The organism is Variovorax sp. RO1 (assembly GCF_002849325.1).
In the GTDB taxonomy this organism is placed as follows: domain Bacteria; phylum Pseudomonadota; class Gammaproteobacteria; order Burkholderiales; family Burkholderiaceae_C; genus Variovorax.
Genome location: NZ_PKMT01000009.1, coordinates 173,634 through 188,262, shown reverse-complemented (window position 1 = coordinate 188,262; position 14,629 = coordinate 173,634). Strand labels below are relative to the sequence as shown.

Sequence of the window (14,629 nt, the reverse complement as noted above, 5' to 3'; positions counted from 1 at the left end):
ACGCATGAGCATTTTTGAAGGCTTCCTTTCCACCTCCGAAACGCTGGGCGCCTTCAGCGACCGCGCCTTCGTCGACGCCATGCTGCGCTTCGAGGCCGCGCTCGCGCGCGCGCAGGCGGCCGAGGGGCTGATTCCCGACAGCGCCGCGCATTCGATCGTCAGCAGCTGCAAGGTCGAGCTGTTCGATGTGGCCAAGATCGTGCGCGAGAGCGGGCGCGCGGGCAGCGTCGCCATCCCGCTGGTGAAGGCGCTGCGCGAAGCGGTGGGCCTGTTCAATGCCGAAGCTGCGCCCTTCGTGCACTTCGGCAGCACGAGCCAGGACGTGATCGACAGCGCGATGGCGCTGGTCACGCGCGAGGCCGTTGCGCTCGTCGAAGCCGACCTCGCCAAGGCCGCCGATGCGTTGCTGCGACTGGCCGTGCAGCACGCCGAGACACCGATGCTCGCGCGCACGCTGATGCAGCCGGCCTCGGTCACGAGCTTCGGCTTCAAGTGCGCCGGCTGGGCCGCGCCGCTGGTGCGCAGCCGCACCCGCCTGCGCGCCGCCGCGAAGCACGCGTTGCAGCTGCAGCTCGGCGGTGCCGTCGGCACGCTGGCGCAGATGAAGGGGCAGGGCGCCGCGGTGCGCCAGCGCATGGCCAAGGAACTCGGCCTGGGCGACCCCGGCGCGACGTGGCATACGCAGCGCGACGAATGGGTCGCGCTCGGTTGCGAACTCGGCCTGATGACGGGCAGCCTCGGCAAGGTCGCGGTCGACATCTCGCTGCTCGGCCAGTACGAAGTGGCCGAGGTCGCCGAGCCCAGCGAACCCGGACGCGGCGGCTCGTCGGCGATGCCGCACAAGCGCAACCCCGTGGCCTCGATGGTCGCCATTGCCGCCGCGCACCGCGCGCCGCAGCGCGTGGCCGCGTTGCTCGGCGCGATGCCGCAACAGCACGAACGCGCGCTCGGCGCCTGGCAGGCCGAGCTGGCCGAATGGCCGCAGCTGTTGATGTCGGCGCATGGCAGCGTGCGCGCCATGGCCGGCGCCTTGCCCGGTCTGCAGGTTGATGCGGCGCGCATGCGCGCCAACATCGACCGGCTGCGTGCCGAGCTGCCGCGCGACGCGGCCGACGAATGGTTCGACCCCGCGCTCGCCGTGAACGCCGGGCAAACCGCTGTGGCAGAGGTGAAAGCCCTGCAAGCCCAACTCTCATCCGACAAGGAACTCTCGCAATGACCGCCCCCGACGACACCCCGAGCAACCCCTACGAAGACGGGCTCGTCAACCGCCGCCGCGTGCTCGGCGACGCGTGGGTCGACAAGTCGCTCGCCAACCGCAACGGCTTCAACGCCGAGTTCCAGGAACTCATCACGCGCCACGCGTGGAACGACATCTGGGGCCGCCCCGCGCTGGGCGACAAGACGCGCCGCTTCATGGTGCTGTCGATGATGCTGGGCATCCATGCCTACGAAGAATTCGCGATGCATGTGCGCGCCGCGCTCGACGGCCCGCCCGAGTCGCGCCTCACGCCCGACGAGATCAAGGAAGTGATCATGATGGCCGCCATCTACTGCGGCGTGCCGGTGGCCAACCATGCGTTCGGCATCGCGACGAACATCCTGCGCGAGAAGGGCCTGCTGCCCGCAACGCTCGCTTCATCCGCTCCGTCCGCGGCGCAGTGAACGCGCCGGTCGCCCCGAAGAAGGGCCGGTTCGACGTCAGTTTCACCTTGCTGCTGCCGCTGCTGCTGGCCGCGCAACCGGTCGCCACCGACAGCTATCTGCCCGCGCTCCCCGCCATCGCGAAGGAGCTGGGCTCGGCCAGCACCAGCCTCACGCTGTTCGTGCTGGCCTTCGGCTTTGCGCAGCTGCTGTGCGGCCCACTGGCCGACCGCTTCGGCCGCCGGCCGGTGCTGCTCGCGGGGCTGGCCTGTTATGTGGTCGCGGCTTTCGGCGGTGCCTTTGCGGGCAGCGTGGCGGTGCTTGCAGGCTGGCGCACGCTGCAGGGTTTTTCGATGGCGGCGATTCTCGTGTGCTCACGCGCCGCGGTGCGCGACCTGTATCCGGCGCACGAGGGCCCGCACGTCATGGCGCGGGGCCTCACGGGCCTGGGCATGGTCGGGCTGGTGGCGCCGCTGTTGGGCGCCTGGCTGGTGCAAGGTGCAGGCTGGCGCTGGGTGATGGTCGTGATGGCGGTCTACGCAGCGGTGCTGTTCGCGCTGTGCTGGCGCTCGTTCGATGAAACGCGTCGACCGATGACGGGCGAATCGTCCGCACCGCGCGGCAGCACGCGCGCGGTGTTCGCGAGCCGCTCGTTCCGCGCCTGGGCCTCGGTGGCGGCGACCACCTATGGCGGGCTGTTCTGCTTCCTGCTGCTCTCGCCGATGGTCTACATCGGCTACCTCGGCTGGTCGCCTGCGTGGTACGGCTGGATTCCGGCCGGCGGCTCGCTGGTCTACATCTTCAGCACCACGATGTGCCGCAGCCTGCTGCGCCGTTTCGGGCCGATGCGCACCGTGCGGCTGGGCGCAGTGCTGAGCATCACGGGCGCCGTCATCCAGGCGCTGGGCTGCTGGCTGCTGCCGCACAGCGCCGTGCCGCTGCTGGCGGGCCACGCCGTGTACTGCCTCGGCCACGGCATCCACCAGCCCTGCGGGCAGGCCGGCGCCGTGGGCGACCTGCCGCACCTGGCAGGGCGCGCCGTGTCGTGGTCCGGTTTCGGCATGATGATGGTCGCGTTCTGCGTGGGGCAGGTCGCCGCGCTGTTTGTCGACACCAGTTTTTCTTACGGCGCCTGGCCGATGGTCGTGCCGATGCTGATGGCCGGCGTCGTGCTGCTGGCCATCGCGTTCCTGTGGCTGCCGCGTCTCTCGCAACCTGCTTCTCCATCCTCCCCAAAGAAGGACTCCACTCCATGACCACTTCCACCCCCCGCCTGAATGTCGTGCGCGAAGGCGAAGGCCCCTTCGTCGTGCTCAGCCATGCGCTCGGCTGTGACCTGCACATGTGGGACGGCGTGGCCGCGCAGCTCGCGCGCGCCCACACGGTGATCCGCTACGACCACCGCAACCACGGCGGTTCCGAGGTGGTGCCCGGCGTGCTGCGCGTTGAAACGCTGGCGCAGGACGCGGCCGACCTGATCGCGCGCGAGACGGGCGGCGAGCCCGTGCACTTCGTCGGCCTGTCGATGGGCGGCATGACCGCGCAGGCACTGGCGGTGCGGCACGCCGAACTGCTGAAGACCGTGGTCATCGCCAATTCGGCTGCCCACTACCCCGACCAGGCGCCGTGGCGCCTGCGCGCGGAAACCGTGGCCGCCAAGGGCGTGGCCGCCATCGCCCCGGGCGCCGTGGCGCGCTGGCTCACGCCGGCTTATGCCGCCACGCCCGAAGGCGTGGTGGCCGCGCGCACCTTGCACGACACGCTGGTGCGCACCGATGCGCAGGGCTACATCGAGAGCTGCAACGCCGTGGCCGCCATCGACTTCCGCGACAGCAACCGCCGCATCGCCACGCCCACGCTGGTGATCGGCGGGCTGCAGGACGAGGCCACGCCGATGGCCATGTCCGAGGCCATGGTGGCGCAGATCCCGGGCGCGCGGCTGGCGACCATCGACGCGGCACACCTGAGCGCGGTGGAGCGGCCGGTCGAGTTCGCGCAGATGCTGATCGATTACTGGCGCAGCCTCTGAAAAAACGCCCGGCCCGGACCTCCGGGTTGGCTAGGTGTAACCCCTATTTCGTGCGAATGATGATCGGCAGCGTGCGATCATCGATCGGAAGGGGCTGATTTGCGTTGTGGCGCGCCCGGGCTCTTTCTACAGTCCATCCCATGCACCGCGCCATTGCCACCGTCTCGCTCAGCGGCACCCTCCGTCAGAAGCTCGAAGCCATTGCGGCGGCGGGCTTCGATGGAATCGAGCTGTTCGAAGCCGATTTCGTCAACTTCCGCGGCACCGCCGCCGAGCTGCGCCGCATCGCGTCCGACCTGGGCCTGGCTATCGACCTGTACCAGCCGTTCCGCGATTTCGAAGGCATGCCGCAGCCGCAGTTCCAGCGCAGCCTGGAGCGCGCCGAACGCAAGTTCGACCTCATGGAAGCCATGGGCGCGCCGCTGGTGCTGTGCTGCTCCAACACCTCGCCGCTGTCGGTGAACGACCCGGCGCGTGCCGCTGCCCAGCTGCACGAGCTGGCCGAGCGCGCTGCGCGCCGCAACCTGCGCGTGGGCTTCGAGGCGCTGGCCTGGGGCCGCCACACCTCGCGCTATGCCCAGGCCTGGGACATCGTGCAGCGCGCCGACCACCCGCACCTCGGGCTGATCCTGGACAGCTTCCACACGCTGTCGCTGAAGGACGATCCGGCGGGCATCGCCGCCATTCCGGGCGAGAAGATCTTCTTCGTGCAGATGGCCGATGCGCCGCTGTTGTCGATGGACGTGCTGCAGTGGGCGCGCCACCACCGCTCGTTTCCGGGGCAGGGCGACTTCGACGTGACCGGCTTCTTCGAGCAGGTGCTGCGCGCGGGCTACACCGGGCCGCTGTCGCTCGAGATCTTCAACGACATCTTCCGCGAAACGCCGAACCGCCGCACCGCGGTCGATGCGATGCGCTCGCTGCTGTACCTCGAAAGCGAAACGCGCGAGCGGCTCGCCGCCAGCGATGCACCCGCGCAGCCGCAGCGCGTGGAGCTGTTCAACCCGCCACCCGCGCCGGTGCTCTCGGGCCTGTCGTTCATCGAGTTCGCGGCCGACGAGGCCTCGGCCGTCACGCTCGGCGCGCTGCTGGGGCAGCTGGGATGCCGCCGCGTTGGCCGCCACCGCTCCAAGGCCGTCACGCTGTACCGCCAGGGTGGCATCAATTTCATCGTCAACGCGCAGCCCGATTCGTTTGCGCGCCGCCGCTTCGAGGCGCATGGCACCTCGGTGTGCGCGCTGGGCGTGCGCTGCGCCGACCCGCTCGCGGCCGTGGGCCGCGCGACCGCCATGCGCTCGCTGCGCCACGACAGCCCGGTCGGCCCGAACGAACTGCGCGTGCCGGCCATCGTGGCGCCGGGCGGCAACCTGATCCACTTCGTGCCCGAGGCGCTGGGCGCCAACGGGCTGTACGAGACCGACTTCATCCTCGAGGACGCAGGGCCTGACGCGCACGATGCCGGCCTCACGCGCATCGACCACGTCGCGCTGGGCCTGGCGCTCGACCAGCTCGACACCTGGGTGCTGTTCACGCGCGCCGTGCTCGGCCTGGAGCCCGGCGAGAGCCTGGAGCTGGCCGACCCCTTCGGTCTGATTCGCAGCCGCGGCGTGGCCAATGCCGACCGCAGTCTGCGGCTGGTGCTGAACGTGTCGCTGAGCCAGCGCACGCGCACCGCGCGCACGCTGAGCGTGACCGGTGGCGGGGCGGTGCACCACATCGCGCTCGACTGCGACGACATCTTCGACACCGTGGCCCGGCTGCGCGCCAACGGCACGCGCTTCGTGCCGATCTCGGACAACTATTACGACGACCTGGCCACGCGCATCGACCTCGCGCCCGAGTTGCTGGCGCGCATGCACGACGCGGGCGTGCTGTTCGACCGCTCGGCGGCCGGCGACTACCTGCACATCTACACCGAGAGTTTCGAAGGCGGCCTGTTCTTCGAGGTCGCGCAGCGCATGGGCGGCTACGACGCCTACGGCGCGCTCAACGCGCCCGCGCGCATGGCGTCGCAAGCACAGCAGCAACAGCCACAGCAGCAACAAGACTGATTTTTCCCCCTCGCATCCGTCACCTTAGCCACACCCCTGGAGACAACCCATGGCCAATCCCTCAGCCAAAGAGCCGCAAGGCAGGCGCCAGTCGAAGAAAGCCGCCGCCAGCGGCTGGATCGGCTCGGCGCTGGAGTACTACGACTTCTTCATCTACGCGACCGCCGCGGCGCTGATCTTTCCGCAGATCTTCTTCCCCAAGGGCGACCCGACCACGGCCATCATTGCGTCGCTGGCGACTTACGGCGTGGGCTATGTGGCGCGCCCCATCGGCGCCTTCGTGCTCGGCCACTGGGGCGACACGCACGGGCGTAAGCAGGTGCTGGTGCTGTGCATGTTCCTGATGGGTTTCTCGACCGTGGCCGTGGGCCTGCTGCCGACCTACGACCAGGTCGGCCTGCTGGCCCCCGCGCTGCTGGTGCTGCTGCGCCTGGTGCAGGGCTTCGCGGTGGCCGGCGAGATCTCGGGCGCGAGCTCGATGATTCTGGAGCACGCACCCTTCGGGCGCCGCGGCTTCTTCGCCAGCTTCACCTTGCAGGGCGTGCAGGCCGGCCAGATTCTGGCGGCCGCCGTGTTCCTGCCGCTCGCGCACTACATGCCTGAAGAAGCGTTCAACTCGTGGGGCTGGCGCATTCCGTTCCTGCTGAGCTTCCTCGTGATCGTGGCCGGCTACATCATCCGCCGCGAGGTCGACGAAACGCCGGCCTTTGCCGAGGTCGACAAGAAGGGCGAAGTGGCGAAGTCGCCCATCGTCCAGGCCTTCACCGACAGCTGGGCCGACATGCTGCGCGTGGTCTGCATGGCGCTGATGAACGTGATTCCCGTGGTCGCCACCGTGTTCGGCGCGGCCTACGCGGTGCAGTCCGCCTACGGCATCGGCTTCCAGAAAGACGTGTACCTGTGGATTCCGGTGCTGGGCAACATCCTGGCCGTGCTGGTGATCCCGTTCGTGGGCAACCTGTCGGACCGCATCGGCCGCAAGCCGCCGATCATCGTGGGCGCATTGGCCTCGGGCCTGCTCTCGTTCGTGTACCTGTACGCCATCAGCATCAAGAACGTGCCGCTGGCCATCTGCATGTCGCTGCTGATGTGGGGCATCGTGTACCAAGGCTACAACGCGACCTTCCCGAGCTTCTACCCGGAGCTGTTCCGCACCCGCAACCGCGTGTCGGCCATGGCCATCTCGCAGAACATCGGCACCACCTTCACCGCGCTGCTGCCCGCGTTGTTCGCCGCCGTGGCGCCTCCGGGCTCGACCAACGTGTGGTTTACCGTCGGCGCCATCACCTTCGCGGTGACCGTGCTTGCCGCGCTGGCCGCCATGAGCGCCCGCGAAACCTACCGCGTTCACATGCGCGACCTGGGCGATCCCAATGCCGTGCCCGTCGACAAGGCCGAGTACGACCGACTGCGCGAAGAGACGATGGCCAGCGCCCGCACGGACCGCGAACGCCGCAAGGCCGTGGCCTGAGCTGAAGACCCCGCGCGCACAAAGGGGTTGTGGCGCCATGAAGAATGGCGCCATGACCGCCCATCTCAAGATCGATTTCGTCTCCGATGTCTCCTGCCCCTGGTGCGCCGTGGGCCTTGGCGCACTCGAAGCGGCCCTGAAACGGGTGGCGCCGGAGGTCTCGGCCGAGCTGCACTTCCAGCCCTTCGAGCTGAACCCGCAGATGCCGCCCGAAGGCCAGGACACCTTCGAGCACCTGAACCAGAAGTACGGCTCGTCGCAGGAGCAGCAGGCGCAGGCCCGCGAGGCGATCCGCCAGCGCGGCGCGGCCGTCGGCTTCGAGTTCAGCCCCGGCGGCCGGCCCCGCGTGTACAACACCTTCAACGCCCACCGGCTGCTGCACTGGGCCGAGCTGGAAGACCCGGCCAAGCAGGTGACGCTGAAGAAGCTGCTGCTGAAGGCCTACTTCACGGACAGCCAGAACCCTTCGGACCCCGAGGTGCTGGTGCGCGCGGCGACCGAGGCGGGGCTCGATGCGGCGCGGGCCCGCGAGATCCTGGCCGGCGACGAGTTCGCGGCCGAGACCCGCGAACGCGAGCGGATGTACACCGACGCCGGCATCCATTCGGTGCCCGCGATCATCATCAACGACCAGCACCTGATCTCCGGCGGCCAGCCCGTCGAAGTGTTCGAGCGCGCGCTGCGGCAGATCGCGGGCGCGGAGCCGAGCAGCGTCGCGACAGCCTGACGGCACGGGGCTGCGGCCCTGCCGTTTCGTCCTGAAACGAAGCTGACCCTCAGCTTTACCTGACCGTGGCCTGAGGTCGGTCAACCGCCTACATCGCGCGGCGGTTGATCGGTTCATGATGAGCCGCATGCCGTTGTTCCCGAAGCTGCACCGTTCGCGCGCGATCGCCGTGGCGCTGGCTGCCGTGCTGTCGCTCACCGCCTGTTCCACCGGCCTGCTGCGCCCCGAAGGCCCGCCGCTCACCGCGCTGGGCCACGCCGCCGACACGCCCGTCGCGCAGCTGCGCTGGCTCGACCGCGTGAGCTGGGGCGCCAACGCCAGCAGCCAGGCCGAACTGGCGCGCGACGGCCTGCCGCGCTGGATGGGTCGCCAGCTGCGCCCCGCGCCCCGTGCGCTGCCCGCGGCAGCGCAGGCGCAGATCGACGCCATGGCCATCTCGCGCACGCCGCTCGACCAGCTCGTCTTCGCGCTCGACGCCCAGCGCAAGGCCGCCGATGCGCTGCCCGACGAAGAAGCCAAGAAGGCGGCGCGCACGGCCTACCAGCTGGAACTCAACAAGCTCACGCGCGAGGCGCAGCAGCGCTTCCTGCTGCGCGCGCTGTATTCGCCGAACCAGCTGCAGGAGCAGATGACCTGGTTCTGGATGAACCACTTCAACGTCAGCATCCGCAAGGACCTGATCCGCGCGATGGTCGGCGACTACGAAGAAAGTGCCATCCGCCCGCACGCGCTCGGCAAGTTCCGCGACCTGCTGGGCGCCACCGCGCGGCATCCGGCGATGCTGCGCTACCTCGACAACGCGCAGAACGCCGCCAACCGGATCAACGAGAACTACGCGCGCGAACTCATGGAGCTGCACACGCTCGGCGTGGGCGGCGGCTATACGCAGGCCGACGTGCAGGAGCTGGCGCGCGTGCTCACCGGCGTGGGCGTCAGCGTGCAGCCGCCCGATGCGGCACCGCCCGCGGTGCGCGCGGCCGTGCGCGCCGACTACGTGCGCCAGGGCCTGTTCGAGTTCCACCCGAACCGGCACGACTATGGTCCGAAGACCTTCCTGGGCCAGCCGATCCAGGCGCGTGGCCTGGCCGAGACCGACGAGGCGCTCGACCGTCTGGCGCGCGCGCCGGCCACTGCGCGCTTCATCTCGCGCAAGCTCGCCGTGTACTTCGTGGCCGACGAGGCGCCGCCCGCGCTGGTCGAGCGCATGGCCGCCACCTTCACGCGCAGCGACGGCGACATCGCCGCCACCTTGCAGACGCTGTTCGAATCGCGCGAGTTCGCGGCCTCGCTGGGCCGCAAGTTCCGCGACCCCGTGCACTACGTGGTGGCGGGCGTGCGGCTGGCCTACGACGAGCGCGTGGTGCTCAACCCGCAGCCGATGATCGGCTGGATCAACCGCATGGGCGAGACCCTCTACGCCCACGAGACGCCCGATGGCTACCCGCTCAACGAGGCCGCGTGGGCCAGCGCGGGGCAGATGAACATCCGCTTCGAAGTTGCGCGCGCCATTGGCATGAGCGGCGCCGTGCTGTTCCGCACCGATGACAAGGCCCCGCTCGAGAAGCCGCCATTTCCGCCGCTGGCCGAGTCGCGCGCCGTGCGTGCGCTGCAGCCCGGCCTGAGCGCCGACACGCAGCAGGCGCTCGCGCAGGCGAAGAACCCGCCGGAGTGGAACACCTTCCTGCTCGCATCGCCCGAGCTGATGCGCCGTTGAAAGGCTCCCTCATGCAACGCCGACACCTGCTGCAACTCATCGCCGCCACGCCCTTCGCTGGCGCCGCCGCGCGCGTGGCCGCCGCGCCCGCCGCCCAGGGCACCAAGCTGCTGGTCGTGTTCCTGCGCGGCGCCTACGACTGCACCAGCCTGCTGGTGCCCACAGGCAACGCCGACTTCTACTACGCCTCGCGCCCCAACATCGCCATTTCCCGGCCCGGTACACCCGACGGTGCGCTGCCGCTCGACGCCGACTGGGGCCTGCACCCCGCGCTCGCGCAGAGCGTGCTGCCGCTGTTCCAGCAGAAGCAGGCGGCCTTCATTGCCTTTGCCGGCACCGACGACCTCACGCGCAGCCACTTCGAGACGCAGGACGCCATCGAGCTCGGCGTGGCGCCCGACACCGCGCGGCGCGACTACCGCTCGGGCTTTCTCAACCGGCTGGCCGGCGTGCTCGGCGCCGGGCCGCTGGCCGACGTGTCGCCCATCGCCTTCACCGACCAGCTGCCCATCGTGCTGCGCGGCGACGACGCCAAGGCCGCCAACATGGCGCTCGCGGGCGTCGCGCGAGCGGGCGTCGATGCGCGGCAGAGCCAGATCATTGCGTCGATGTACCGCAACACCGCGCTCGCACAGCCCGTGGCCGAGGGCTTCCAGCTGCGCGACGAGGTGGCGCGCGCCATGCAGGCCGAGATGGACGCCGCCAGCCGCAACGCCATGAGCCCCAAGGGCTTCGAGCAGGTCGCGCGCCGCATGGCGCTCCTGATGCGCGATCGCTTCGACATCGGCTTTGTCGACGTCGGCGGCTGGGACACCCATGTGGGGCAGGGCGCGGCCAAGGGCTACCTGGCCAACCGGTTTGAAGAACTGGGCCGCGGCGTGGCGGGCTTTGCGCAGGAGATGGGCGACACCGCCTGGCGCCAGACCGTGGTGGTCGTCGTCAGCGAGTTCGGCCGCACCTTCCGTGAGAACGGCAACCGCGGCACCGACCACGGGCACGGCACCGTGTACTGGGTGCTCGGCGGCGGCCTGGCCGCGCAGGCGGGCGGGCGCATCGTGGGCGAGCAGCAGCCGCTGACGCAGGCTACGCTGTTCCAGAACCGCGACTACCCGGTGCTCAACGAGTACCGGGCAGTGCTGGGCGGGCTGTTCCAGCGGATGTACGGGCTGTCGCCGGCGCAGGTGGCGAAGGTGTTCGGCGGTGCGGCGGCGAAGGACCTGCGCCTGGTCTGACGGCCCCGAGGGGGCGAGCCGCACCGTCTCTTTCACGACCTCTTTTCGAGCGTTTCGTCGGCCCCTCCGCGCGTGGCCGCACGGACAAGCGCCGCCGTATTTACTTGTTTTTGGGGATGGTCTCGGCGTACACCACTTACAAAAATAGACATTCAGAAACAGATGGCACTCCAGCCGGAGAGCGGGTTTCCCCAAGGGGCAGTGATGCTTTCCAAGCGAGCGAGTTCTTACGGGCGCTGCGGTGCCATGGCCGGTGTGATCGTGCTGCTGGTGGCTTGCGGCGGTGGAGGAGGCGGCGGTGGCGCGGGTTTCCTGCCGATCGTCGCGCCAGCACAGCCGCAGCCCGAGCCGCCGCCTCCCGTCGTCGTGACCCACACGGTCGGTGGCACCGTCACCGGCCTCGCCGGCAGCCTCGTGCTCCAGAACAATGCAGGCGACGACCTGAAGCTCACGGCCAACGGCAAGTTCAGCTTTGCCACTGCGCTCACCGAAGGTTCGGCCTACGAGGTCAGCGTGCGCACCCAGCCCCAGTGGCAGTTCTGCACCGTCAGCAAGGGCAGCGGCAAGGCTGCGGCCGACGTCGGCGACGTGGCGGTCGCCTGCTCGGCGGCGGTGGCGCAGGTGTCCACGCTCGCTGGGTCCGGCACGACCGGATCGGTCAATGGCAACGGGACCGCCGCATCGTTCTATCTTCCTTACAGCGTGGTCGTCGACAAGAGCGGCAACCTGCTTGTATCGGATACGGCAACGAACCTTGTGCGAAAGATCTCGCCCGCTGGCGATGTCACGACATTTGCGGGCAACGCCGCAGGCACCTCGGTGGATGGCAACGGCCTCGCCGCATCGTTCCAGGGGCTGGCTGGTCTTGCACTGGACGCCACGGGCAATGCCTACGCTGCGGAGTTCACCGGCAACCGCATCCGCAAGATCACGCCAGCGGCCGATGTGAGCACGTTCGCGGGCAGCGGCACATTCAGTTCACTCGATGGCAACGGCACCTCCGCCACCTTCGCCTACCCCGCGTCGACGGCCGTGGACGCTGCCGGCAACGTCTATGTGGTTGAACTCGCAGGTGCCGTGGTTCGCAGGATCACGCCTGCCCGCGACGTCATCACGCTGGCCGGATCGGGCACTGCAGGGTTTGCCAATGGCACCGGGGCTGCGGCATCTTTCCGGCAGGCCTATGGCATCGCGACTGACGTGGCCGGCAACATTTACGTGGCCGACAGCGGCAACAACCGGATCCGCAAGATCACACCCGGTGGCGTGGTCTCGACGCTGGCTGGCACGGGCCAGACCGGGTCGGCTGACGGGCCCGGCGACACGGCAACGTTCTATCAGCCAAGCGGCCTGACGGTGGACAGCGAGGGCAACGTCTACGTGGCCGACACCCGCAACAGCCTGCTGCGCAAGATCACGCCGGCGGGTGTGGTCTCCACGCTTGCCGGCCAGCCCGGCGTGCTGGGTTCGCAGAATGGTATCGGCGCGGCTGCCACGTTCAAGCAGCCTTATGGGGTGACGGTGGATGCCGCCGGCAATCTGTACGTGGCCGACACCTTCGGCAACCTGATCCGCAAGGTCACACCGGTTCGCGCGCCCTGATCCCGAGGCATCGCGGCGGCGTTGGTGAAGGCAGGGGCCGCCATGCGGCGGGCCACGGCGTCGAGAATCGCCGCATGCCTCATGCCGTCTCCCTCCTTCGCGCCGCGCGCCTCGCGCGCAGTGCCAAGCCTTTTCTTGCCCGTGGCGGTTTCAAGCGCGAACGCTGCGCGGGCTGCCGCCTGGTGCCCAGCCATTGCATGTGCGCCGTGCGTCCTCCGGTGGCCACGCGCGCGGGCGTGTGCCTGCTCATGGCCGACATCGAACCGCTCAAGCCCACCAACACGGGGTGGCTGGTGGCCGATGTAGTGCCCGATACCTTCGCCTTCGGCTGGGCCCGCACCGAGACCGATCCCGCGCTGCTCGCGCTGTTGAACGACCCGCAATGGCAGCCTTACGTGGTGTTCCCGGGGCAGTACGCGGCGCCCGAGCGCGTGGTGCTGAGCGTCGTGCCTTTGCTGCCTGACCCGGCCGATGGCAGTGCCGCGAAGCGCCCGCTGTTCATCCTGTTCGACGCCACCTGGGGCGAGGCACGCAAGATGTTTCGCCGCAGCCCCTACCTCGACCGGCTGCCGGTGCTGAGCCTGCAGCCGGAGCAGATCACGCAATACAAGCTGCGCAACTCCGGCCGCGACGACCACTTCTGTACCAGCGAGGTGGCCGCGATGTGCATGGACCTCGCTGGCGAGCATGCCGCGCAGCAGACGTTGGACGCGTACCTCGGCGTGTTCACGCACCACTACCTGTGCGCGAAGAACCAGCAGCCCGTGGTGTGGGACGGCGCCGCGCACCAGCGGTTGCGCGAGGTGCGCGCGCTGCCAACTCAAGAAGCCTGAGACATCCCGCGCGGGTCTGCCTCAGCGCATGTCGAACAGCGCTGCTGCATTGCCCCACGCGATGCGCTGCGCCACGGCGGGCGGCAGGTCGCCGAGCCAGGTGCGGTAGCCGCGCATGATCTCGTCGTAGGCGCTCCAGCGCTGGTTGACCCAGGTGTCGGAGCCGACCATGAAGCGCTCCGGGTACTTGAGGATCAGCGCGCGCCATTCGGGGCACAGGCGCCCGCCTTCGCAGGTCAGGCCCGGGCGGTACGAGAGTTCGCCCATCAGCAGCGGGTAGCGCTCCAGCATCGCCTGCACGCGCTCGACCGGCGTGCCGCCAATGCCGGTGTGGGCCCAGATGAGGCGCAGCGATCGGCCCTTCGACGGCGCGTTCGCCATCAGCAGGTCGACGGCCACGTCGTCCACGTGCGCGAGCACGGCGAGCTTTTTCTCTTCGGCCAGAGCGATCAGCTTCTTCGCCACCGGGCCGTTGGCGTTGGCGCTCTCGTACAGGTGGAATTCGCCGAGCCCGCGGTAAGGGCCGCTGGCGGTGCCGCGCGCCAGTTCGGTCTGCACCATCTCGTAGATGGTCTCGTCGCGGAACCAGTTGCTGTAGTCGTCGCGGTTGCGGTACAGGCGCACGAAGGGCACCACGGTGACGCCGGCGGCGCGTGTCTCGCGCGCGGCGGCCAATGTTTGCGTGCCGGCGTTGGGCCGCGAGTTCGCGATGATCGCCTTCACCTGGTTGCGTTGCATGCGCGCGAGCGCCTCGGTGGGCGGGAAGGGGCCGGCGGTGCCGTCCCAGGCTTCCTGGTTGTAGTGCAGGTGGGTGTCGAACAGCGGGCCGTCGTAAGGCGCGGCAGCCTGACCGTGGGCATGGGAGAAGACCAGGGCCGCGCAGGCGGCGAGCAGCGGGGCAGCAATGAGGCGCATGAGGTTCTCGCGGTGATGACCGGGGAGCCGGATTACATCACCGCGCCGACGCAGCCGCGCCCTTGTCGCAGGGCGCGACGTCGAAGCGATCGATCGCGCAGGCCGGCGTCAGCTGCCGGACGGATGCGTGGTCGCCTTGCGGCTGCCATCCAGCGAATACAGCTGCGGGCGGTCTTCCACCGCAACCGCGACCGCCTCGGTTCCGTGCTCCGCGGCGCGCGGTTGCCGGTACAGCTCGTTCTCGAGCCGCCGGGCACGTTCCGCGTACATGCGGGCGAGGGCGCTGTGATGCTCTGCGGCAGCCTGGTGTTCGATGCGCGCCATCTGGGCCTCTTCGAGCAGTGCCGAGGCACGTTTCAAATAGGCCGTGTGGGTGGGCCGAAACAAGAAGTCGAACATGATTTCACACTC

At 69.3% G+C, this 14,629-nt stretch carries 13 protein-coding genes; 11 read left to right on the top strand and 2 right to left on the bottom strand.

Annotation, left to right across the window (positions count from 1 at the left end; all coding sequences use genetic code 11):
* The first annotated feature begins 4 nt into the window (after positions 1-4).
* The 11 genes from pcaB to CY658_RS30485 all read left to right on the top strand — a co-directional run bounded on the left by pcaB (position 5) and on the right by CY658_RS30485 (position 13,303).
* Positions 5-1,219 (top strand): 3-carboxy-cis,cis-muconate cycloisomerase, encoded by a 1,215-nt coding sequence (pcaB, locus tag CY658_RS30535; protein ID WP_101493735.1) that lies wholly within the window; start codon positions 5-7, stop codon positions 1,217-1,219.
* Complete coding sequence (locus CY658_RS30530) at positions 1,216-1,665, top strand: carboxymuconolactone decarboxylase family protein (protein ID WP_101493734.1); 450 nt, start codon at positions 1,216-1,218, stop codon at positions 1,663-1,665. The genes pcaB and CY658_RS30530 overlap by 4 nt, the downstream gene beginning before the upstream one ends.
* Positions 1,662-2,900, top strand: coding sequence for a multidrug effflux MFS transporter (locus CY658_RS30525; protein WP_101493733.1), 1,239 nt, complete (start codon positions 1,662-1,664; stop codon positions 2,898-2,900). The genes CY658_RS30530 and CY658_RS30525 overlap by 4 nt, the downstream gene beginning before the upstream one ends.
* Complete coding sequence (locus tag CY658_RS30520; RefSeq protein WP_101493732.1) at positions 2,897-3,673, top strand: alpha/beta fold hydrolase; 777 nt, start codon at positions 2,897-2,899, stop codon at positions 3,671-3,673. The genes CY658_RS30525 and CY658_RS30520 overlap by 4 nt, the downstream gene beginning before the upstream one ends.
* Before the next feature lie 140 nt (positions 3,674-3,813).
* The gene (locus CY658_RS30515; RefSeq protein ID WP_101493731.1) at positions 3,814-5,724 is read left to right on the top strand and encodes a bifunctional sugar phosphate isomerase/epimerase/4-hydroxyphenylpyruvate dioxygenase family protein; all 1,911 of its coding nucleotides are present in this window, start codon (positions 3,814-3,816) and stop codon (positions 5,722-5,724) included.
* Positions 5,725-5,773: 49 nt separating this feature from the next.
* Entirely contained in the window at positions 5,774-7,195 is a 1,422-nt protein-coding gene (locus tag CY658_RS30510) for an MFS transporter (RefSeq protein WP_101493730.1), read from the top strand.
* 52 nt (positions 7,196-7,247) lie between these two features.
* Positions 7,248-7,922, top strand: a complete 675-nt coding sequence (locus CY658_RS30505) for a DsbA family oxidoreductase (protein ID WP_101493729.1) — start codon at positions 7,248-7,250, stop codon at positions 7,920-7,922.
* A gap of 127 nt (positions 7,923-8,049) precedes the next feature.
* Positions 8,050-9,636, top strand: coding sequence for a DUF1800 domain-containing protein (locus tag CY658_RS30500; protein ID WP_101493728.1), 1,587 nt, complete (start codon positions 8,050-8,052; stop codon positions 9,634-9,636).
* 11 nt (positions 9,637-9,647) lie between these two features.
* Positions 9,648-10,868: a DUF1501 domain-containing protein gene (locus CY658_RS30495; RefSeq protein WP_101493727.1), complete on the top strand. Its 1,221-nt coding sequence runs from the start codon at positions 9,648-9,650 to the stop codon at positions 10,866-10,868.
* Between the two features lie 246 nt (positions 10,869-11,114).
* The gene (locus CY658_RS30490; RefSeq protein ID WP_180839089.1) at positions 11,115-12,470 is read left to right on the top strand and encodes an NHL repeat-containing protein; all 1,356 of its coding nucleotides are present in this window, start codon (positions 11,115-11,117) and stop codon (positions 12,468-12,470) included.
* A gap of 74 nt (positions 12,471-12,544) precedes the next feature.
* Positions 12,545-13,303: a tRNA-uridine aminocarboxypropyltransferase gene (locus CY658_RS30485; RefSeq protein WP_101493725.1), complete on the top strand. Its 759-nt coding sequence runs from the start codon at positions 12,545-12,547 to the stop codon at positions 13,301-13,303.
* 21 nt (positions 13,304-13,324) lie between these two features.
* On the opposite strand, the gene CY658_RS30480 is transcribed toward CY658_RS30485, so the two are convergent.
* Both CY658_RS30480 and CY658_RS30475 read right to left on the bottom strand, forming a co-directional pair.
* Entirely contained in the window at positions 13,325-14,218 is an 894-nt protein-coding gene (locus CY658_RS30480) for an amidohydrolase family protein (RefSeq protein WP_101493724.1), read from the bottom strand.
* Positions 14,219-14,326: 108 nt separating this feature from the next.
* Complete coding sequence (locus CY658_RS30475) at positions 14,327-14,617, bottom strand: hypothetical protein (protein ID WP_257885028.1); 291 nt, start codon at positions 14,615-14,617, stop codon at positions 14,327-14,329.
* Positions 14,618-14,629 lie beyond the last annotated feature (12 nt).

What these genes read in the sequence shown, in the direction of transcription:
- pcaB (WP_101493735.1), top strand. Translation starts at nt 5, where the DNA reads ATGAGCATTTTTGAAGGCTTCCTTTCCACCTCCGAAACGCTGGGCGCC.
- CY658_RS30530 (WP_101493734.1), top strand. Translation starts at nt 1,216, where the DNA reads ATGACCGCCCCCGACGACACCCCGAGCAACCCCTACGAAGACGGGCTC.
- CY658_RS30520 (WP_101493732.1), top strand. Translation starts at nt 2,897, where the DNA reads ATGACCACTTCCACCCCCCGCCTGAATGTCGTGCGCGAAGGCGAAGGC.
- CY658_RS30515 (WP_101493731.1), top strand. Translation starts at nt 3,814, where the DNA reads ATGCACCGCGCCATTGCCACCGTCTCGCTCAGCGGCACCCTCCGTCAG.
- CY658_RS30510 (WP_101493730.1), top strand. Translation starts at nt 5,774, where the DNA reads ATGGCCAATCCCTCAGCCAAAGAGCCGCAAGGCAGGCGCCAGTCGAAG.
- CY658_RS30505 (WP_101493729.1), top strand. Translation starts at nt 7,248, where the DNA reads ATGACCGCCCATCTCAAGATCGATTTCGTCTCCGATGTCTCCTGCCCC.
- CY658_RS30500 (WP_101493728.1), top strand. Translation starts at nt 8,050, where the DNA reads ATGCCGTTGTTCCCGAAGCTGCACCGTTCGCGCGCGATCGCCGTGGCG.
- CY658_RS30495 (WP_101493727.1), top strand. Translation starts at nt 9,648, where the DNA reads ATGCAACGCCGACACCTGCTGCAACTCATCGCCGCCACGCCCTTCGCT.
- CY658_RS30490 (WP_180839089.1), top strand. Translation starts at nt 11,115, where the DNA reads ATGGCCGGTGTGATCGTGCTGCTGGTGGCTTGCGGCGGTGGAGGAGGC.
- CY658_RS30485 (WP_101493725.1), top strand. Translation starts at nt 12,545, where the DNA reads ATGCCTCATGCCGTCTCCCTCCTTCGCGCCGCGCGCCTCGCGCGCAGT.
- CY658_RS30480 (WP_101493724.1), bottom strand. Translation starts at nt 14,218, where the DNA reads ATGCGCCTCATTGCTGCCCCGCTGCTCGCCGCCTGCGCGGCCCTGGTC.
- CY658_RS30475 (WP_257885028.1), bottom strand. Translation starts at nt 14,617, where the DNA reads ATGTTCGACTTCTTGTTTCGGCCCACCCACACGGCCTATTTGAAACGT.